Annotated in this window: 17 protein-coding genes and 2 pseudogenes; 2 read left to right on the top strand and 17 right to left on the bottom strand. The window is 44.5% G+C overall.

Going from position 1 to position 20,697, the window contains the following annotated elements:
• Positions 1-38 precede the first annotated feature (38 nt).
• Complete coding sequence (locus LQV63_RS22290; RefSeq protein WP_233698359.1) at positions 39-923, bottom strand: hypothetical protein; 885 nt, start codon at positions 921-923, stop codon at positions 39-41.
• A gap of 290 nt (positions 924-1,213) precedes the next feature.
• On the opposite strand from LQV63_RS22290, the gene LQV63_RS31840 reads away from it, so the two are divergent.
• Positions 1,214-1,540: a transposase gene (locus LQV63_RS31840; protein ID WP_407672951.1), complete on the top strand. Its 327-nt coding sequence runs from the start codon at positions 1,214-1,216 to the stop codon at positions 1,538-1,540.
• A 241-nt stretch (positions 1,541-1,781) separates the two neighbouring features.
• On the opposite strand, the gene LQV63_RS22280 is transcribed toward LQV63_RS31840, so the two are convergent.
• Positions 1,782-2,543, bottom strand: coding sequence for a kanamycin nucleotidyltransferase C-terminal domain-containing protein (locus tag LQV63_RS22280; protein WP_233698358.1), 762 nt, complete (start codon positions 2,541-2,543; stop codon positions 1,782-1,784).
• 145 nt (positions 2,544-2,688) lie between these two features.
• On the opposite strand from LQV63_RS22280, the pseudogene LQV63_RS32360 reads away from it, so the two are divergent.
• A pseudogene (locus LQV63_RS32360) lies at positions 2,689-2,934 on the top strand (helix-turn-helix domain-containing protein); the annotation flags it as partial.
• A 191-nt stretch (positions 2,935-3,125) separates the two neighbouring features.
• Here LQV63_RS32360 and LQV63_RS22270 read toward each other — a convergent pair.
• The 15 genes and pseudogenes from LQV63_RS22270 to LQV63_RS22205 all read right to left on the bottom strand — a co-directional run bounded on the left by LQV63_RS22270 (position 3,126) and on the right by LQV63_RS22205 (position 20,676).
• A complete protein-coding gene (locus LQV63_RS22270) occupies positions 3,126-3,284 on the bottom strand; it encodes a hypothetical protein (protein ID WP_233698357.1) in 159 nt (52 codons plus the stop codon).
• 161 nt (positions 3,285-3,445) lie between these two features.
• On the bottom strand, positions 3,446-3,631 hold the full coding sequence (locus LQV63_RS22265; protein WP_233698356.1) for a hypothetical protein: 186 nt from the start codon (positions 3,629-3,631) through the stop codon (positions 3,446-3,448).
• A gap of 140 nt (positions 3,632-3,771) precedes the next feature.
• Positions 3,772-3,936, bottom strand: a complete 165-nt coding sequence (locus tag LQV63_RS22260; RefSeq protein WP_233698355.1) for a hypothetical protein — start codon at positions 3,934-3,936, stop codon at positions 3,772-3,774.
• Positions 3,937-4,110: 174 nt separating this feature from the next.
• Positions 4,111-4,896 (bottom strand): hypothetical protein, encoded by a 786-nt coding sequence (locus LQV63_RS22255; RefSeq protein ID WP_233698354.1) that lies wholly within the window; start codon positions 4,894-4,896, stop codon positions 4,111-4,113.
• A 124-nt stretch (positions 4,897-5,020) separates the two neighbouring features.
• Positions 5,021-5,833: a hypothetical protein gene (locus LQV63_RS22250; protein WP_233698353.1), complete on the bottom strand. Its 813-nt coding sequence runs from the start codon at positions 5,831-5,833 to the stop codon at positions 5,021-5,023.
• A gap of 227 nt (positions 5,834-6,060) precedes the next feature.
• A complete protein-coding gene (locus tag LQV63_RS22245; RefSeq protein ID WP_233698352.1) occupies positions 6,061-7,935 on the bottom strand; it encodes a M56 family metallopeptidase in 1,875 nt (624 codons plus the stop codon).
• On the bottom strand, positions 7,935-8,342 hold the full coding sequence (locus tag LQV63_RS22240; protein WP_233698351.1) for a BlaI/MecI/CopY family transcriptional regulator: 408 nt from the start codon (positions 8,340-8,342) through the stop codon (positions 7,935-7,937). Before LQV63_RS22240 ends, LQV63_RS22245 begins: the two co-directional genes overlap by 1 nt.
• 408 nt (positions 8,343-8,750) lie before the next feature.
• Positions 8,751-8,891, bottom strand: a pseudogene (locus LQV63_RS32125) (MBL fold metallo-hydrolase); the annotation flags it as partial.
• 421 nt (positions 8,892-9,312) lie between these two features.
• Entirely contained in the window at positions 9,313-9,468 is a 156-nt protein-coding gene (locus LQV63_RS22235; RefSeq protein ID WP_233698350.1) for a hypothetical protein, read from the bottom strand.
• Positions 9,469-9,785: 317 nt separating this feature from the next.
• Positions 9,786-11,069 (bottom strand): helix-turn-helix domain-containing protein, encoded by a 1,284-nt coding sequence (locus tag LQV63_RS22230; protein WP_233698349.1) that lies wholly within the window; start codon positions 11,067-11,069, stop codon positions 9,786-9,788.
• A 434-nt stretch (positions 11,070-11,503) separates the two neighbouring features.
• Positions 11,504-16,066, bottom strand: a complete 4,563-nt coding sequence (locus tag LQV63_RS22225) for a discoidin domain-containing protein (protein WP_233698348.1) — start codon at positions 16,064-16,066, stop codon at positions 11,504-11,506.
• 240 nt (positions 16,067-16,306) lie between these two features.
• Positions 16,307-17,020 carry a stalk domain-containing protein gene (locus LQV63_RS22220; protein ID WP_233698347.1) on the bottom strand — a complete coding sequence of 238 codons (714 nt, stop codon included), beginning with the start codon at positions 17,018-17,020 and terminating at the stop codon, positions 16,307-16,309.
• A gap of 42 nt (positions 17,021-17,062) precedes the next feature.
• Complete coding sequence (locus tag LQV63_RS22215; protein ID WP_233698346.1) at positions 17,063-18,394, bottom strand: alpha/beta hydrolase; 1,332 nt, start codon at positions 18,392-18,394, stop codon at positions 17,063-17,065.
• Positions 18,384-19,736 (bottom strand): alpha/beta hydrolase, encoded by a 1,353-nt coding sequence (locus LQV63_RS22210; RefSeq protein ID WP_233698345.1) that lies wholly within the window; start codon positions 19,734-19,736, stop codon positions 18,384-18,386. Before LQV63_RS22210 ends, LQV63_RS22215 begins: the two co-directional genes overlap by 11 nt.
• 25 nt (positions 19,737-19,761) lie before the next feature.
• Complete coding sequence (locus LQV63_RS22205; RefSeq protein WP_233698344.1) at positions 19,762-20,676, bottom strand: LacI family DNA-binding transcriptional regulator; 915 nt, start codon at positions 20,674-20,676, stop codon at positions 19,762-19,764.
• Positions 20,677-20,697: the final 21 nt, after the last annotated feature.

Here is a 20,697-nt window from a genome sequence, read left to right as displayed (position 1 = left end):
TTTTATTGCTGAAAGTCCTTGTGTAGCAAGGGCTTAGATTACTGCAAAATGCTCACATAAATGCTTTCTTTGTTGAAGAAATAATAATGCGAATTACTACGGTCGTATTGTACCAAGGGGTGTTTTTTTAAAGGGGTTTTATTGTCCTTGTCGATTTGTATCAGATTTAATTCGACTTTAGCTCCAACTAAGTCTGCATATATACCCACCATGTCATTGCTATATGGTATCAACTTAGTAAACATGAATCTTCCATCCGTCTTCACTTGTTCAAGAAATGTCTTTGTCATAATCAACTTATCGTTCTCTAAGGACAGCTTATGAAAACTTTTTTTGTTACCATCTTCAGTTTCAGACGAAATGAAATAAATGCTGCTACCGTCATCTCCCGATACTTCAATATATTCATTAATATCTTTACAGTAGTTATTCGTTTGGTCACCCCATCTTATTTTGGAAATGTAATGCTTCCTATCACTGCTAAAACTTTGGTTATAAATAGAATAAAACGTATTCTGATCGTTCACTTGTCCAGAAGATTGTCCATAACCAGCGTAAACCTTACAATCTTCTTCAAATGATGTTGACTTAATCAAGTCGCTATCTTGTTTTATGGAAAGAAGCTCATTTTTCTGATTAAGGAGTAGTGCCCCCTTATAAGGAATGATCGAGTTTAACTCCAATCCCCGCTTCTTTATTGTCATATGCTTCCCTTGTTGATCGATGAGGAACAAGTAACTTAATCCATCGCCTATTTTTTCATTTGGAAGATCGGTGGAATAATAAATAGCAGCTACCGGTTCAATCTTAGAATTTGTTTCATCAGTCTTGGAACTGCTGCACCCTGCAATAATAAGAACCAAAGTGACAAATAATAAGCATGCTCTACTAATTAAGGGTTTATTATCATTAAGTAGATTCATTTAATATCTCCCATTACAAAAGTATAGAGATTAACCTCTTGATCTTCTGATATCTATTAATCATTTGGATTACTGGGCAATACACTCAATGCTTTCCTTAAGTTCCATGAGTTTTTTTAGTTACGCCTTTTTAAGCTTTGAATCCCGAATGTCCCTTAGGTACACACCGAACCCGCCGTCTTTATCGATATCGATACTAGCTTTTTCCTTGAAGGCACACCATACTAGTTGAGAGCAGTTGAAAGAACTTCCATCACATGAACGATTATTAAAGAAATAATTCCGATTTGATGCAGGTGACAGCCGAACAAATTGCGCAGATGTATAAAGCTTGTTGGCAGGTGGAGGTCTTTTTTCGATGGATCAAGCAACATTTGAACGTGCCGACTCTATTTGGTACGTCAGAAAATGCAGTCTATGGTCAATTGTACACGGCCCTCATGGTGTATGTATTGTTAAAATCGCTGTATGATGCAACAAGTTCAATCCTTTCACGACATGTGGCACTGTCATTCGCACGTTTGCTTGATCTTGGGCAACTGCCAGTTGAATGGCGGTTAAGGCTTTTTCACATTCTTCAAACGGATGGCCAGAACAAGCTCATTTTCATTACATAATTTGGTTAATAAACAGGCGTGGTTTAATTGATAACACATCTCAATTACGAATAGCCGTATATGTTCTTGTCATTTCCGGCTAACGATACAAGTTCTTGTCTTTCGTTATGGACAAGAACTTATATCGTTAAATATATAAGCCGCAATTTACGCGGCACCAATGCGATATATAGGAGAAAGTCGGTTATGTTTTGAAGGAATTCACCCGTCGTGACTAGGTCGCCATTGCAACAAAAGCAGCTTAAAAAGGAAATTCCTTCACCTTATAATCAATCCCCATCTTCTCATACCACTCATTCAATCCAGTCCACAGACATTCACACCGCTTATAAACCACCTCTGTATCATGTAGCTGGCCGCGCATCATCAATTCTACGAGCTCATCGTATCCAGACGGTCTGGACGGCATCCGCAGGGATTCTTCATATGTTTGGGCTCTCGTGTTGTAGAAGGTTCGGTTGGCAAGTCCAATCAGCTTGGCGGTCTGCCAAGCCAGGTCTTTTGCTCCAAGAGGCAGGTAGCTGTCATTTCCCGCAATTTTATTGTTGCGTATTTTGCCCATGGTTTCGTAAGGCTCCCAAATCATGAACTCTCTCATAGTTTCCCGGATCGCCTCTTTGGAAATCTGTTTTGACAAAGCACGGATCTGGTCCAGCAATCCGGTCGGGTCATAAATCGCTTCCAAATGAGTATATACTCCGGCTTTAATGGCCCAGGAATCATCTACGGCAGTGGCGCATTGACAAACTTCATGCTTTTGGTTCATACTGATTTCAATTTTGAATGGGAGATATATAAATTCATAATCAGGTAGGGATATCCCATCCTTCGTGACCACGAGAAGTTCGATATCGGAATACGGACCGTCAATCCCCTGAGCAATCGAGCCGTACAGTCCGATCGCCAGAATGGTTTCGCCATGCTGTTGAAGGAGCCGATCTTTAATTTGGCCGATGATATGTATTTTTTCTTCTCTAGTTGTGGCAGCCGGGTAAGTTAACATAAACAAATACTCTCCTTTAAGACTTTCAATAATTTTAGTATGACGGATTGTAATATGAAGTGCGACACCTAGAAAAAAGAAAACCCATGTTGGTTTCGTGTAAAATGGAAGTTACCACACCACCATAGATACAGGAGAACCCAGCATGAACTATTCCCATCTTAGCATAATTGATCGTGGACAACTAGAGATATTAAATAGACTAGGTTGGTCTGCAAGAGCCATTGCTCGCCATTTAGGCCGTCACCATTCCACCATCGCTCGTGAGATCAAGCGTGGGTTCGTGAATCAGACTTACGAAGCGAAGTCCTCCCATCAAGCTAGTCAGGATCGTAGAAGAGAGAGCAAGCCCAGAGGGAAGTTCCCTTCGCAACTGGCGGAAGAACTGCAGACAGACAACTCATTCAGTCTGGGGCTAGTTAATTTTCCGCGGTTGCCGTTTCTATCGCCGGATTGCTTGCTGCTGCCCTTGCGGCAGCATTCATGGAGCCTAACAAGACGACGACGCTTAGAAAAGTAATCGTACTTTCACCCATGTATTCATATGTTCTTCTCTTCTCATCTGTCTGCTCTTTACTAATACTAGCCAGGATAAGGACCATAATACAAACCAACAGGCGCATAGCCTTGTGCCTTCGCCACTTCATCTCCAAACCTGTAGCCGCTCATATCTGCGAACCCCTTCTTTTGCAGCGCAGTCTCCATTACTTTGATCGAATAGGCAAGATCATCTTCATCCAAAGAAGTTACCCACAGTCCTAGGCTGTGGACAGTAGAATAACGATGCCCGATACGACGGGAATAGAATCTATTTTTTGACTGCCGTTTGCGCCAGCTTGATCAGATCTTCCTTCGTCAATGGATTGCCCGGATTGGTTGAAATCGCAAATTCCTTGCCCTGTTCAATCCAACTTAGCGAGTTTTTTTATCACTGCATCTCTGAGATTGGGATGGAGATTCGGATTTTTCTTTTCCGCCTCCTGAGCAGTTTTACAGACATATCCTTTTGGTTTCTTCTTTTTCTCATCAAGAGAATAACTTGCGATTGTGATATAGTCTTTTCCGTTTTTGTAAGTCAACGTAATCAAGTTCGTATCTCTTCCACTCAAGCTTCTTTGAATGGATCTTTTTGCCCAGCTTTTTGGCCTCGGCTTTCATTGCCGCTGCATATTCATTGAGGTACGGCCCCATAATAAAAGCCTCTTCAAAAGTATAGCCTTCCGGCAGGTCAGCAGGCCGCTGCGCTGCTATATACGAGGTACATATCTTGCGGATTTTTTTCTAGCCGTTTGTCGAGTCTAGTGAACTCTTCTTTTTCTAGTTCCTTTGGTTTAGCGGCCGCCGTCTTCAAGGCGTTGTCGTTTACATTTAAAATCGCTCCTTTTTGTTCCATTATGTAATATGCCCCATTTATACAACAATTTCCACCATTCGATTTGTAACATGACTTTCAATCTTTTAAAAAAACACAAAACAACCCTCAGGTTTGACATTTTGTCCTGCGTCTTCCCTGAGGGTTTCGTCGATATCGAATCAGCTTCGGTTCGCCACTATGAAATAGTGCTTCCTATTTTTTTACTGCCGTTTTCGCTAGCTTGATCAGCTCTTCCTTCGTCAACGGATTGCCCGGATTGGTTACAACTTGAAAAGACTTACCATTTTCAAACCAACTAAGATAATTTCTTCCTTCGTGCTTCGGATCTTCCTTTTCCTTGTCTTTAGCGGATGTATAGGTGTATTCCTTTTCTTTCCTCTTCTTATCTTTTAAATCTTCCTCGTCAAAATGAAAACTCTGAATTGAGATAAAGTCTTCTCCTTTCGTGTACGTTAACCCAATGTGGTGACTTTTTGTTACGTTTATCTTCTTGGAATATATTTGTTTGCCTAGCTTTTTAGCCTCGGCTTTGACTGCTGCAAAATCCTTAGGAGTAAACACGAAATAAATATTCGCTTTGCTAAAGGTATAGCCCTCCGGCAAGTCAGTTGGCTGCTGCAGAACCGCCTCTTTCAAGGTCGATGCTCTTTTGAGGTAAGCCTCATATGTATCGAAGCTTGGGGGTGAGCCCCCCATAAGAGAAACTTCCTGGCCGCCTTTTTTTTTCTTTAATTCATTGCTGACATATAACATGTACGTATCATCCGGATTTTCTTTCATCAACTTGATTATTTTATCCTTCTCTTCTTTTTCTAACCTTTCCCCTTCACTTATCGCCTTAGGTTTAGCGGCTGCCGTCTTCAAGTAGATGTCGCTTGAAGCATGGGATGGGGCGGCTTTTACCGTTAGGTTCACCGAAGAACCCAACAATAAAATACTGCTCAGTGCTGTGATTGCTACTTTTGATGCTGCTTTCATGTTATAGCGCTCCTCTCATTTTGAGTTTACCCTCATAAACTACAAATGTAGTTTATGAGGGTAAACTTGGTTCATGTATTCTATTTAAGCTGCATAGGCTTGTACAATAATTCCGTCTACAAATCTATTTTTTTACTGCCGTTTTCGCCAGCTTGATCAGGTCTTCTTCCGTCAACGGATTACCCTTATTGGTTACGATTTGGAAAACTTTTTCACCTCTTTCCCAGCTAAGATGGTTTCTTCCTTCGTGCTTCGGATCTTCCTTTTCCTTGTCTTTAGCGGATATATAGTTGTATTCCTTTTCTTTCCTCTTCTTATCTTTTAAATCTTCCTCGTCAAAATGAAAACTCTGAATTGAGATAAAGTCTTCTCCTTTCGTGTACGTTAACCCGATGTGGTGGCTTTTTGTTACGTTCATCTTCTTGGAATATATTTGTTTTCCTAGCTTTTTAGCCTCGGCTTTTATTGCTGCTAAATCCTTGGGAGTAAACACAGAATAAATATCCGCTTTACTTAAGCTATAACCCTCCGGCAAATCAGCCGGTTGCTGCGGCACCGCCTCTTTCAAGGCCGATGCTCTTTTGAGGTAAGCCTCATAGGTATCAAAGCTTTGAGATCGGGGGCTTCCCATAAAAGAAACTTCTGAAAAAGAAATCCACCCTTCCGGAATACTGCTTTCTTCCTTCTTTAATTCATTGCTGACATATAAAATGTACGAATCATTCGGATTTTCTTCCAGCAATTTGTTAATCTTATCCTTCTCTGCTTCTACTAACTTTTCACCTTCACTTGACGCCTCCTGTTTAGCAGCTGTCGTCTTCAAGGTGATGTCGCTTGAAGCACGGGATGGGGCCGCCTCTGCCGTTAGGTTCATCGAAGAACCCAGTAATAAAATACTGCTTAATGCTGTGATTGCTACTTTTGATGCTGCTTTCATTTTGTAGTACTCCTCTCATTTTTGATTTCAACCAATAAACTACAACTGTAGTTTACTAATATACTACATCTGTAGTTTATAAATGTCAACATCATTGATGTAAAAATTTTTCCACAAAAAGATAGCCCATGCATTCTATTTCAGACTGCATGGGCTTGTACGCAAGAACTAAGACGAATCCATATAATATTCTCATCATTTCTACAACAAACATTCCGTTTACAAAGCTATTTTTTTACTGCCGTTTTCGCTAGCTTGATCAGGTCTTCTTCCGTCAACGGATTACCCTTATTGGTTACGATTTGGAAAACTTTTTCACCTCTTTCCCAGCTAAGATAGTTTCTTCCTTCGTGCTTCGGATCTTCCTTTTCCCTGTCTTTAGCGGATGTATAGGTGTATTCCTTTTCTTTCCTCTTCTTATCTTTTAAATCTTCCTCGTCAAAATGAAAACTCTGAAATGAGATATAGTCTTCTCCATTCGTGTACGTTAACCCGATGTGGTGGCTTTTTGTCACGTTAATTTTCTTGGAATATATCAGTTTGTCCAATTTTTTAGCCTCGGCTTTCACTGGTGCAAAATCCTTAGAAGTGAACACGAAATAAATATTTGCTTTGCTTAAGGTATAGCCCTCCGGCAAGTCGGCTGGTTGCTGCGGCACCGCCTCTTTCAAGGTCGATGCTCTTTTGAGGTAACCCTCATAGGTATCGAAGCCTGGAGGCGAGCCTCCCATGAGAGAAACTTCTCGACCTCCTTTTCCTTCCTTTAATTCATTACTGACATATACGATATACGTATCATCCGGATTTTTTTCAAGCAATTTGGCGATTCTCTCTTTCTCCGCTTTCTCCAGCTTCTCCCCTTCACTTGCAGCCTTTGGATTTTCGGCTCCTGTTTTCAGGACGATCTCGCCTATAGTACGGGACGGTGCGGCCCCAACATCGTTTCCCTTCGCATTTACCAGCGTCACGCTGCCAAGTGCAACAATAATCGCCATCCCCAACATGGACAAATGATAGGATTTTTTATGAAATCGCTTGATCATTAACAATCTTTTTTTCATTTGTTTATGTGTCGCGGACAATCCGGCAAGCCCTGGCTGATGTTGTTTGCCTGACAAATGAAAATGCTCTAGCACATGGATGATGGTCTGCCCGTATGTATGGTTATGCTGTAGAGGTGGCTGTAAACTCAACCGATCCAGCACGCATGCATCGCAGGCCATCTCCTGATCCTGCCTTGCTTTATGTACAGCAAGCCACAACAATGGATTAAACCAATGGAGAATGAGTAGAATGTGCATCATCCAATTCACCGCCACATCCCGTCGCTGTATGTGCCCAAATTCGTGCGCCAAAATACACTGAAGCTGATCCTCTCGCAGCGTGACGATCAGACTCGGCGAAATAACGATCGCAGGATTGCGAAAACCGACTACGGCAGGCCCAGGAATGCACTCACTTGCTACAAACCGCACATCACGCTTTACGCCCATTAGCTGCTTCGTTTCGCGGAACACTGCCGATAAAAAAGGAGTTTCAATATTTCTGCTCGCGCGCAGGGCTCGCTTCAATTGAAACTGGTCGCAGCCCGTTTTCGCCGCAAAAAGCAGGACACCCAAAAGCCAAACCGACATCAGCATATTGGTGAAGCCCATTTGCTTGAGCCCGCTCCACCAGAAGCGTATGTCCCATACAGTACCTGATTCATGAGACGAATCCGATACTCCCGTTTTCCCTCCTAAAAGGTTGCTTTCCTCCGAGTCAGAAAAATTCTCTACTGGAGTTGCCACTTCGCTATTTCTACCTGCCCCCTTCCACAAGTTATACCAAGCTGATGGATTTTGAGTTTGTGGTTGATTAACGGGAACTATGGCCTCCAATGAAAAAACATTGTATAGGCTAAGTGAAGATTCCGGCGCCCAAGGTAGCAACAGACGAATCGCTACAGGTACCCAAAGCAGAAACTTCCACCTGACTTCAAGCTTGTTTTTCAATAACAATTGCAGGATAAGAACCAGTAAGATCAGGATACTGGCCATAAAGGACCCGCGGAGCACCCAGCCGAAAAACGATAATAAACATTCATGCAGTGTTGGACTCATTAGCTATCTCTCTTTTCCGGTTCGTCACCGCGGTTATCATCAAATAAAGCCTTGAGATCCTCGATTTCCTGCGCATTCAGCTTTTTATCCTGTAAAAAGTTGGCCAACATTGGCTTCAATGCTCCGCCATACAGTTTTTTCATAAAGGATTTGGTTTCGGACCGCAGGTACTCCTGCTCGCTGATGATCGGATAAAATAATTGGGTGCGCTTCGAACCCTTTTCCAGCTTCGCACCCGCCGCTTCCTTCTGCACCAGACGACTAAGGAGCGTCCGAGTCGTATTCGGGCTCCACCCCATTCGATCCATCATTTTTTTTACGACCTCACTCGAAGGGCAATTCGGATTTGTCCACAAGACGCGCATAATTTCCAACTCTGCATCCGTAATGGGCGGTATTTGATTCATGCATGAAACCTCCAAAATTAATTTAAAAAAACTACGTATGTAGTTATAAATCATGCTACAACTGTAGTTTGGTAAAGTCAACATGTTTGGTACTCTTGATATATAAATGGATCAACACGATGAGAGTATGCGAGCTGAGCTAATTCATTGAGATCGTTTATGTCCAAATGGGTGATCGAATGAGTCCCCCACTTACGTATATCGTAGTTATAGTAATGTTCTAAGGAAATATCAACTTCAAATTGATGTAAAATGCTCTTTTTAAGGTGAAGCAGCTTTTCGGATAATTACTTTTCTCTAAAGTAATAAAAGTTGCTCGGAGAGCTATCGTTCTCCGTTAGTTCAGTCCAACAATGATGTTGTGGATAGTGTAGTGTGTCTACGGTCGGTACAACTGCTGTGTTTAATCTATAATATTCGAATTTGATCATTAATTCTTCCCTTGCTTAGTCCTCCGCGATAACATATTACGGATTCAATGTTAAGATCCAGATATTTTTTCAACGAAAGTCGAGCTTCCTCTATATCGAGTGTTGTTGGCTCATGAATGGATTTGATCCTTAATGTTGTATTATTTTTTCATCTTTTTTCTGTAAATCCATTGTTGTCGAGAAAGACCAATAAATATGATTGTAAAGAGAACAGATTGAATCCAATTATCGCTATTCTTGAAAATAGTGTTGTAATACGATGTCAGAACACCTAATGCCACAAGCCCCAAGAAAACATAATTCCTTACCAAAATGTTCTTTCTAAAGATGAAGTGAATTCCTAGAACGACTATTAATGTGTACAGAGTAAGAAAAGAAATGGTGATTAATAACGCTTCGATTTGACTGAGTTCCATAACTCTCCTCCTCTACGAATTGCGCTTACGAGTTTCTGAGTCACTAAAGGTAATCGCAACTCCCCACCAATACGCATTACTTGAAAGGTTGGTTTGGAATTCACTTCGCTCCGGTACTCTGACTTACCCATTCTCTACAATAATATAACCTTGGCTAACTGCGTCATTGAGGTTGTTGATCCCTTTCTCGTAGTGAGCATATATGTCAGCCCCAACTACATTTTTAGCAGTAGGATCAATGCTAAATTTGTCTTTACCAACTGCAATATAGTTGTTCATAAATTGGAACTGCATTAATGACTCGTTTCATTTTGAATCAAACCATTTTTTGTTATATATGCAAAAATATATTTCATTGTGTCAAAATCATGTGAATCTAAAAGTAACATAACAAATATAATATGTTTCATATATTCTAGAAAATAGTAAAAAAAAGAAACGGTGAAATAAAAAAGAAGCACCTTTAAGGTGCTACTACAATTACTACCAAGGGTGAATACTCCCAGAGTCACCAGAGAAAGACGCCGCCGTTGTTACAAATATAACTGTGTAGAGAAGGGATTTAAAATATAGTTTTTTGATTAAGTTCTTCATGCTTAACCCTCCATTTCTTTAGCGCTTTTAATGTAGTAAGTGCTTAACTTTTCAAATGTAGGCTGCGGGGAGACATTATGCTCTAAGTGGATACGCATAACCGTGTTAAGGCATTCTTTTTCTTTGACCGTATCGTTTACTTTGGAGTAGTATGAAGCCCCATCCACCATATGAGCTATGCATTTTTCATAATCCTCTAATGCTAAATAACATTCCCCTTTAACTTGGAGGTAGTCGGCATATCTAGAACAAATTAAAGGGTTACTCTTGTCTAGTACGGACGGGTTTATTTTGCTAGTTTCTAGTTGGTCTTTCGCGCTTTTAAGATCGTTTTGCTTTAGGTACAATTGAAGGAGTTGTCTGGTTGCAGGTATGGAGGAAACTTCACTACAAGTCTCAAGGAATGCTAAGAGCTGTTCAATCGCTTGCTCGACATTACCCTTCTTTGCATTGAATAGTGCGTCCATTAGCACAATATTCTCTCTGGTATGTGGGTGATTGAATTGCTTGTACTGTATAGAGTACAATTCAGCCTCTTTGTATTCTCCAATACTAAAATGCGCATCTCTGAGGATTCCTAGCGCATTTACTTTATAGGGGCTTTCGCCGTTGTCTTTCGTAATTACTCTCTTGCAATGGTCAATGCTTTCACCATAGAGTCTCAAATTGTAAGCATGAATCCCTAATTTGTAGTGTAGCTCAATCCGATCATTTTGTGGCAAGAAATCGATGTAATGAAGAACATACTTTCCGCTGTAGTAGGTTTCTTTCAATTTACTGAAATCATTACGTTCAACAAGGTATCGTTGGTACATACCTTTTGCAATGAATGGCATGATTCCATGCGCGCGCGCGTAGTCAATGATGAGGTTAAGCAAAGATAATTGAATGGAGGTGTCCTCGACGGAGTCAATCGTTCGATAAAGTTTTTCTGTTAAATCTAAGCTGTCTTCATTCGATGATTCAAGGTACTTGGTTGCAGCCTTTCGAATTAACTCGACATCACTGCATTGACGGACTGTTGCCTGATAGATGCGCATTAAATGTTCTGATCTTTTTTCGACTTCAACGTAATAATCGATCAGTGTTTCAAAGGATATCGTCAACGCCGCTGCCAGTGGATGTACGGTCTGAAATTCTGGTCGTTTGACATCACCATTCTCAATTCTTGATATCGTCCCTTTAGGAATGCCTGACAACTCTGATAACTGTGTTAGTGTTATATCTAGTGAGCGTCTTGTATCACGTATGAGTTCCCCGATTGTTTTAACGACTGCTACTTCCAATATCAGCCCTCCTTATCTTTATTGACCACCTATATTTTACCACCGCTTTCACGAAGAGTAAACATTTCTTAACTCATTATCCATTTTGTGAAAATGTCAACATCAAAAAAGACGAACACTCAAAAGGTGTTTCGTCCTTTGTGTAGTTTATTCATGGTTTGTCTATACTTACGTTTCGCTATAACAGTCACTATAACAACATCACCATTATCTTTACCCTTTAACATTATAGCTTGGTAGCATACTCAATACGAAAAACCATACCGTTCAGGACTTCCTCAGCGATCAGAGAAAGATCGAACTTCGAATGTCGTCTCTCCATCCGGCAGGGAACAACCCGAAGTACCAGATATTTCTAGTGGGAGAGACATAGCGACAGCAAGCCCGCATCCATGAGGACACGGGCTTTTGCAATTACTATCAATGAAATGGTCTCACCGTTCCGCCGCTTTCATCATGACCGCAACCGATTCCGCCCGGGTTGCCGTCTCATGCGGCGCGAACTTGCCGCTGCCCCGGCCGCCAACAATTCCCGCTTTGACCGCCGCAGCGACAGCGCCTCGTGCCCACTCCGGAATATCCCGGTCATCTGCAAAAGCTGTGGCCGCCTCATTCTCCGCGCTCAGCTTCAGCGCCCGCGCGATGATGACCGTCATCTCCTGACGCTTGATAGACGCATTAGGACGGAACGTGCCATCCGCGAAGCCGTTCACGATGCCCGCCTCGACCGCTTGGGCAATCGCCTTGCTCGACCATGCTCCAATGCTCGCTGCATCCTTATACTTCAGCTCCACGCCATCGTTCTGCCAATGCATCGCCCTGGCCAGCATGACGATGAATTCCGCTCTCGTGACCGCAGCATCGGGCTGGAAGGATCCGTCCGGGTAACCGCCGACGATCCCCTTCCGCGCCGCAGCGCGTATGCCCTGTTCCGCCCAATGACCGCTTATGTCCGTATAGGCCGCCACGTCATCCGCATCATCCGTATCATCCACCACGGCAAATACGGCAAATATCCCGAGCTTCTTAACCTCAGCGGTAATGAAATGTCCGCTTACGCTGCCTCCTGCCTCGCTCCACGCTTTGTTCGCTTCATCATATTGGAACAACGACGCCTTGTGAGCCGGTCCGAGCTTGCCGGCATCGAATGCCATCGTAACCGCCACCGGCTTAGCGAAGGCGCGTCCGTCATACAACACCTCGTACACTTCACTGGCGAGCATCTCCTTGTCACTGACAACAGAGGACGGATTGGACACTTGCCGCAGCGTCAGCCGCAGTTCTTCGTCCGTGGCGTCGGCAGGAATAGATATGCTGAATTGATTGCCTATTCCGAATGTCCCGGACTGCCCCGCGTTCAGCGTCAGCTGCCCTTCTTTCTCCACAGCCGGGGCCGTCGAAGTCACACCGCCGCCGCCGCTGCTGCCTCCTATGCTTCCACTGCCTCCATTGCCCCCGCCGCCATTGTTGCCTGGAACGACCGAGTCCTTCCATTGTTGAATCAGATCCTTGATTGGTTGAACCGGACGGGTCGCATCATACGGATAACGATTCAGAACCTGCAGCAACAGCGCTCTTAATCGGCTGCTTCCGTTATATTTCAGCAGAGCTTCTTCCATTTCCTTAATCGCTTGCTGGTACTCCTTCACCTCATCCGGCTGATACACTTCGAACTCGAAGAAGGAATAACCAAAGACAGTCGCCCGCTTTACACCTTGGAATTTGACATATCGCGCAACCTTCGGATCGAATGTAATGATGTCCAAGTTGCCTTTGGAAGTGATGACTCCGCCATCACCGGACACATTCGTCCAGTTCTGCTTGTCATCAGACACGAGCAGCTGATATTTCTCTGCACCTGCTTGCCACTTGATAATGACTTTGTTGATTTCTTTCGACTCACCCAAGTCAACCATGAACCACGCATCGTCCACATAAGCGCTGGACCATCTGGAGCTTATGGATACAACTCCATCTACCGCCATGTCAGATGAATAATATGGGAACTCAGTCGCGGAAGACTCCGTCGCTTTATGAAGCGCCACATTATCACTGCTAAGCAGCTCAATCGGTTTATTGTATATCATGACATTATCCAGAACACCCTTGAATGCGTTCGTATCGCTGCCGATCTTGAGCGTTGGCAGCACCAGCGTCTGCAGATGAGGATAAGTGTTCTCAAGCCGCTCCACGTACTCATCCACATTGACGAACAGCGTAACGCCTTTACTGTCACCCCGCAGGAAGATATGCGTCCACTTGTCTTCCGGAACGACGTAATTGAACGTGCTGTCATAGTGTTCCTTCGTAAATCCAAGCTTGCCCGTCTTGCCCTGCTTGAGCTTCAACTTGCCTGCAGGAGACTCCATTAGCACAGCGTCATCCGGATTGTTCTTGTCCGGCTTCACCCACATCGAGAGGGTCCAGCCGAATCCGAGCGCCACGATCGGTGTCTCAATGTAGCTCTTCCCTCCGTTCAAGCGAACACCCTTGTCGTATTTCCCTTCTGTCATTTCAACGTTGACGCCCTCACCGTCAAATCCGTTGCCTGATTGATCCTTGAATTGATCTTCGAACAAATATTGAATGACACGATTCTCTTCATTATCTACGACGATCTTATGCGATAAATTCGCATTCGGTGCATCGCCAATGGCCTCCGCCCGCTTCACATACCGCTCGAAAGACTTGTCGTCTCTCGTGCCGGTCCACATCTTCTCCGACACGACTTGGATCCCAGGCAGCAACCGCTCATGCGAGTCGTCCATCGATAAGCCATTGGCATCAGACACATCGTTCCATAAGGCGAACATGCCTCCTTTCACGCTCGGGTGGCCGAATGGCAGCGTCGCAGTCTCCCATTTGATCGGCTCCCATTCATTGTACAGGAACTGGGAATTCAAGTAATCGCCATATAATGTTGGAACGATATACATGAACACATTCTGAACGTTAAGCACGTCGAAGCCGAGATCTACCGCCTGCTGCGGCGCGCCATAAGGCTCATACCAGATGTCCATCGTAGCTTCATTACTTACCGGTGTCGATCCGTTGTACTCCGTCAATCCGCCCCATAAATGCGGGTGCTTGCCTTTGCCGTTAATATGCTTCACGAGTGTATCCATGTACCGCCGGAAAATTTCAACATCTGGTCCCCAATATTCATCCGTACCAATGTGCACTTCAGGCCCGACGAAGGTCGGATCACTTCCATCCAAGTATTCATCGAACAATTTCTTCACAAAAGCAACGGTTCCCGGTTTGGAAATGTCTAAGGAGCGTTCGTTCCCAAGTGCAGGATCATAGGAGGTAAATGCGCGGGAATGCCCTGGCGTATCAATTTCCGGAATGACGTTGACACCATAATCCATGCCTAGAAGCTGAAGGTCTTTGAATTCCTGCTTCGTATAATAACCGTTCGGGCTGGCCAGTCCCGGATATGTGGTGCTCTCCAGCCGGTAAGCTGCCGTCGTTCCATCTGCAAACGGCGTGCCGACATCATCGTTCAAGTGAATTTGGAACATGTTCATTTTGTACCAAGACATCAGCTTTACGTAGCTTCTAAGGAAATCTATCGTATAGAACTTGCGAGCGACATCGATCATCAGTCCGCGCTTCTCGTACTTCGGATAGTCTCTCGCTTCCCCCTGAGGGATGGTTCGATCCTTGTTCTGCTTGATGATCTGAAGCGCAGTTCTCGTACCGAAGAAAGCCCCCTTCGCTGACACCGAGGTAATCGACACATACTCGCCTGCCTCAAACACATTGCCTTCCTCACCAAGCCACGTTAATGACGGGTCTATCAACAAGTACAGATCTCCACGCTGCGGTTGCCCATAGACAATCTCAAGCTCGTATCCCGTAAGATCCAACAGATCCTCGCGTGTCGATTCGGCTGCCTTGCGCAGCGCTGACTCGTCCTGCGGGTTCACGACAATGCGCGAAGATTCGGTCAGAGTATAATTGCCTGAGCCCCCATACCATTCTCTCAAGGATGGAATGACGTCCGGCTCTGCATTTCGCTCCGAGGTCTGCTTGTACTGCCCTGGAACTGTCACGGCGATATTTCCCGACAGGAGCTTCCGATTCGAATCGTTTACATCCTCTACCTGAACGAGAAGATTCACCTTGGCATCCACCAACGGCGTGCGAATGTTGCCCTCTCGATCAATGACAGGCAATCGGTCACTGCCGTACACGCCCACGCGGTACCCCTCCGGCACTTCAGCCGCAGACCAATCCAGCTTCGCCTGACCGGCATGCACCGTCAATGTTGCTGCTATTTTGTCTACGATGGATTGCAAGTCATTCAATTGATACACCTCAAATTCATAAAAGGAGTAGCCATACAGTATGCCATCGACAGGTGCCCGCTTCACGCCCTGGAATTTCACATATCTGGCTTGACGCGGAGTGAAATCAATGATCTCGGTCCCTCCATTGCATTGGATCATGCCATCATTGGCCTTCACATTCGACCACTGCACCCCGTCATCAGATACGAGTATCTTGTATGTATCGGCCCGTGTCTGCCATCGAATGACTACGCGATCAATAGCCTTCCGCTCTCCAAGGTCAACATAGAACCATTGATCATCTTGCTTCGCAGAAGACCATCTCGTATTGGGCTTCCCATCTACGGCTAATTCAGGATTAAGATAATCCACTTCATTGCCAGAAGCAAAGACCGGCTTGTTCAAGGCTAGATTCGTCCCGCTGAACGCAGCGGATGCATCATCTGGAGAGTCGCTCGGGAGCATATTGCCATCTTTGTCATAGACGGCATCCGTGACGCTTGGCGGCGGCCCATCCTGAACATCTGGGACTGCTACTGCAGGAGGCGTGTCCGCCTGTCCTGATGCGATATCTTGCACGGCATCTTGCACACTGGAATTCGCCAGCGCTGTCATCGGCTGGGCAACGGTCAAGGTCGTCGTCATTGCAACCATTAGACTGAGCAGTAACGAAATCACTTTCAATTGTATCGTCTTCTTCATAGTCCCTCCATATCATCTTGATATCGGTTTGGTTGAGTACAAGTTATTGGTCCTTCACCCCCCTTTTTTTAATCCTATAATTTCCAGAAAACGTGTTGCAACACAAAAAGAGGCATGAGCAAAAAGTTTACACTTTTCACTCATGCCCCGCTCGGGTAACACGTAAAAGGTAGATATCCCATCTTATTCAGGGTGATGCTCCATTATGAAAGAGAAGCCGAAAAAAAGCAGTTCCTTTTTTTAGAGAGTGCGGAATTTCAGATCTTTGCAGTCAATGTAAAACTTAAAGGTTCTCTTTTCCTTTTTTCCATTTACGGAAAGACTGAACGTCAAGTTTTTGACATCACGGTCCGCCAAGCCTTGATTGCTTACCCAGCCATGTTTTTCCTTCTTGGGCTTGATGGACCCGTCTTCAAAGTCGGGATTTGCCGGAGAGATCCCAACCGTTTCATATGATTTGCCCTCGTTGCTATAGTTTGCTCCTACCTCGGTATTGCCTAATACAGGTGTAATATTTTCATCAGCCGTGTTGTTTTTGATTGTAATTTCGAAGTCCGTTTTCCCCTCTGTGAGCCTTACCGAATGAACCGTAACCTCTACATCCTTTACGGTTTGTGTAATAGGCAATTTTTGAAAGTCAAACTTCGTATCGGTACTGCCGGAAGAGGTACTTTCTTTCTGCTCATCCTTCTTTTTAGAAGTCAGCTTGATGTCGCCATTTTCAAAGGCAACGCGATATCCAATCGCATCGGCCAGTTCCCGAACCGGAAGATAGAGGTTGCCCTCGATGGACACGGGTTTGTCGCTCAGCGCTTTCTCTTGTCCGTTAATGTAAATTTTATGTTCTTCGACTTTGGCCGTAAAGTTTGATGCAGCGAATGCAATTCCTGAGAAAAAGATCGCGCCGCATATGAATCCAGTAACTAGTTTCTTCATTGTTATCTTTCCTTCCAATATACAAAAATCTTTGGGGTTACGTTAACCCGATGCTATCATCTAAGACCAACGCTCTACGTATATTTCGAGTTTTGAGTCAACTAACGCTTTATATCGGCGCTCCACCGTGTTCCCCGCTGCATCGACCTCGACGATTCCATCCTCGCGGCTGACCTGGAATACCCATTCCGTATGCAGCGGGATTTGCAGCCGATTGGAATACGTGCGGTTGCTCGGGTTGTAGTTCAAAGGAAACCACGCATACAGCTTGATATCTTCAGGCGTATTCGGCGGGACATGAACGACGATATCGAGCGTTATATGTGCTTTGATTTCCGCGATGACACGAATCGTTATCGCAGCTTCCAAGTCGTCGTATTGAACCGTTACCTTGGTTTCCCCCTCTTGTAAGGGGATAATGGTTCCATCATCCCGAACTTCTGCGATGCGCTCATCCTCTACTTGATAAGCCGTTCTTAATAGAGACAGCTTGAATCCCGTATCGAACTCCACAATCGGATTCAACCGGCATTGAGGACCCACGATTCCAATCTCTTCACTGCCATGCAGAGTCAATGAACATGCCTTGCCCTTATTGCCAAAAAAGTGGATGAGCGGCGCAGCCACTCTTGCCGCCCAGTCTTTTTCCACATGAGCAGCTTCAGGTTCATAGAGATAGACAAGCTCGTCGTCTGCTTCATAACCTAGGTTCAGAAGCTTCTCGGCCACTTCCCGCACATGCTTTTCCATCACCAACAGTCCTTCACTGCTGCCTAGATCCATCCATATTTTAGCGATAGGCTGTTTTACAGCGAAAGAGTGGTACATTGGCACTTCTTCTTGAGTCGTTGGGTCCACGCAATAAAAATACGGGGAAACGATGCCAAGCATGCTGAACACGTCGGGACGGCGCAATCCAATATGGTACGTGACTTGTCCCCCTCGTGAGGAACCCATTAAAGCGGTATGCTCCGGCTCTGTTTTCGTACGAAACACAGCATCGATATAAGGCTTCACTTCATCGATGATAAATTGCTCATACCGCTCACCTCGCGGCCGAATCGGAACTTTATCGGCTTGATGGAGAATGCCCTCCATGTCATGGGTGAATTCATCGGCCCGCTCCTGCCCCATATTGGGAATGCCGACTACAATGATTTCTTCGATGATCTGATCGGCAATCAGCTGATCGACGGCGACATGCACATTCCATGAATAACCGTTGAAGGCTGGATGAAAAATATTTTGCCCATCATGCATGTACAATACCGGATACCGCTTGCTCTTGTCATGATGATAGCCGGGAGGAAGATATACGAATAGTTCCCGCTTGTTATCCAGATAGCCGGAGTGAAAATTTTCAATTCTCAATATGCTTGAACTATGCTTCATATTCATCACCTTTACTCACCATGGAATCCACCCAATTCTCGACTTCGTAATGCAAGACCAATCCATCCGTGACCGTAAATTTGCGATAAGGCACTTCCTGGCCGTGACGATCGGTTTCATGCTTGCCTAAGCCTCGGGAAATTCGAAATTCAAAGGACATATCCCGCGGCACCTCAAACGTTCCCCCATAAAGCCCTTCATCAATCATCGGCAATTCGATACCGGCATAGAGCTTTTCTGTACGAGGCGTAAATTCCGGGACCTTAACGAAGACGTTCACTGTGGCCGTATCGGAAATATACGGAACGACGGTGACGTCCACACGAGCTTTTACATGATGATTGTCATAGGATACAGTTGTCTTCCCTGCTTCCTTCGGAATTAGTGTTCCGTCTGCTGTTACCGCTAAAACATCGGAATCGGCCACTTTATACGTTGCGTTTATATCCGTCATGACAAAGCCGCTATCAAAATGAACAACCGGGTTCAACGTCCGCTTGGGCCCCTGTATACCTATTGTCTCAGGCCCACGCAGTTCTATATGAACAGGCTTGCCGATATCTCCGAAAAAGTAAAGAAGAGGCGCGTGTACCCTGGCCGCCCAATCTTTCTGCGAATGACCGGAGCCGACTGCATAGTAGTACATCAAATCATTCCCCGGCTCATAGCCGATTTTGATGAGCACATCCACCACTTGCCGCACATGCTTTTCCATGACCGTAAAGCCTTCGGAATCTCCTACATCCATCCAAATTTTGAGATCCTTCTTCTCCGTATAGACGTTGCTTAACCATCTATCTTCCATCGTGTCCGGGTTCACACTTACAAAGAAAGGACATAGCGCTCCTATCATGCCAAATGTATCGGGTTGACGGAAACCGATATTATAAGATACTAATCCGCCAGCAGACGATCCCATCAAGGCCGTATGTTCTTTGCCCGTTAAGGTCCGGTATTCCCGATCAATAAAGGGCTTGACTTCATGAACGAGAAATTGTTCATACAGTTCGCCTTGATTGGCCGTATGGAACACATTGTGTCCATCCGGATTCGCATGCATATATTCCGCAATCCTCGCATCTTCCACATGGGAAATCGCGACAACAATAATCTCTTTCATCTTTCCTTCAGACACCAATTGGTCTACCGCTTTATGAACGTCCCAGGATTCCCCCTTATGATCCGCACAGAAAACATGCTGACCATCATGCATATAGAGGACAGGATAACGCTGCTGTTCATTCATTTCATAGCTAGGGGGCAAGTAAATAAACATATCTCTCGTATTATCAAGGATGCTTGAATAAAACTGGTTGATTTCGATTAACCGTGCTGAACCCACTAGACATTCTCCTCATACCAAATAATTACGAGGAGACCGACAATAATATAAACTTCTCCTCGTTTGCGTATTCCACATCATGAATGTAACTGTCCATCAAATGTACAATTGCCGTGTAATCACTCATATCGAATGACACCTTCGCCATATCTTCACTCAGAATTTCCGGACAATGGCACGTACACCATGCAATGATATTCTGATTGGTTTTGGCTGCCTCATTGGCGACAAATTCGTTCATAACGATACCGGGGCGCCCGTCAAATTGTGCTGAAAAAGCGCGCATGCCGCTTAGACTCTCATAAACATAAATCCGCTCCTCGGACAAACCCGATGCCTGCTTGATTGCATCCATCCATTTTTCATTGTTGTATGAATCCATAATAAGAAATTGTGGATCCTCACCGAGCAATGTGTGAGAGAATTGAAAACTTGCTTCAATGTTTGGCATAATCTTGTGAAAGAGCGAATCTTCGATATAACTGTCTATGACAAATACGGGAATGCCGAACCCGAAATAAGGAGTAATCGTTGAGAATCGCGCTTGGTCCACATTAATTAAAAACACGCCATCCAAATTTCTCTCCATAATGACCTTATAAGATGGAGCCGTGCTGTCGATCTGCATCAAGATGACATGGTAGCCTAGCGCGCTGCATAGCTGCTCAATTCTGTATATCGTTTTGGCATATTTCAAATCAGACCAAGGACTTGGCTTGTTGTCTTTAAATAATAAAATGCCGATTAATCCGGTCTTTTTGATTTTTAAAGATTGAGCCGTCCGATTGGTTACATACTTAAGCTGCTGTGCCACTTTAAGAACTTTCACACGCGTTTCATCGGAAATGGATTGCGTCTTCACATCGTTTAAAATATAGGACACCGTGGCTATGGATACACCAGCTTCTTTGGCGATATCTTTAATCGTCGTTTTTTTCATATTTATCCGACCTCACTTAAA

Source organism: Paenibacillus profundus, from assembly GCF_021369635.1.
GTDB lineage: Bacteria > Bacillota > Bacilli > Paenibacillales > Paenibacillaceae > Paenibacillus_B > Paenibacillus_B profundus.
Note: the sequence above shows the minus strand (reverse complement) of the source record. Positions and strands in the feature narration are given on the sequence as shown.

What these genes read in the sequence shown, in the direction of transcription:
- LQV63_RS22215 (WP_233698346.1), bottom strand. Translation starts at nt 18,394, where the DNA reads ATGAAGCATAGTTCAAGCATATTGAGAATTGAAAATTTTCACTCCGGC.
- LQV63_RS22205 (WP_233698344.1), bottom strand. Translation starts at nt 20,676, where the DNA reads ATGAAAAAAACGACGATTAAAGATATCGCCAAAGAAGCTGGTGTATCC.
- LQV63_RS22245 (WP_233698352.1), bottom strand. Translation starts at nt 7,935, where the DNA reads ATGAGTCCAACACTGCATGAATGTTTATTATCGTTTTTCGGCTGGGTG.
- LQV63_RS22255 (WP_233698354.1), bottom strand. Translation starts at nt 4,896, where the DNA reads ATGAAAGCAGCATCAAAAGTAGCAATCACAGCACTGAGCAGTATTTTA.
- LQV63_RS22250 (WP_233698353.1), bottom strand. Translation starts at nt 5,833, where the DNA reads ATGAAAGCAGCATCAAAAGTAGCAATCACAGCATTAAGCAGTATTTTA.
- LQV63_RS22290 (WP_233698359.1), bottom strand. Translation starts at nt 923, where the DNA reads ATGAATCTACTTAATGATAATAAACCCTTAATTAGTAGAGCATGCTTA.
- LQV63_RS31840 (WP_407672951.1), top strand. Translation starts at nt 1,214, where the DNA reads ATGCAGGTGACAGCCGAACAAATTGCGCAGATGTATAAAGCTTGTTGG.
- LQV63_RS22225 (WP_233698348.1), bottom strand. Translation starts at nt 16,066, where the DNA reads ATGAAGAAGACGATACAATTGAAAGTGATTTCGTTACTGCTCAGTCTA.
- LQV63_RS22240 (WP_233698351.1), bottom strand. Translation starts at nt 8,342, where the DNA reads ATGAATCAAATACCGCCCATTACGGATGCAGAGTTGGAAATTATGCGC.
- LQV63_RS22260 (WP_233698355.1), bottom strand. Translation starts at nt 3,936, where the DNA reads ATGGAACAAAAAGGAGCGATTTTAAATGTAAACGACAACGCCTTGAAG.
- LQV63_RS22235 (WP_233698350.1), bottom strand. Translation starts at nt 9,468, where the DNA reads ATGAACAACTATATTGCAGTTGGTAAAGACAAATTTAGCATTGATCCT.
- LQV63_RS22280 (WP_233698358.1), bottom strand. Translation starts at nt 2,543, where the DNA reads ATGTTAACTTACCCGGCTGCCACAACTAGAGAAGAAAAAATACATATC.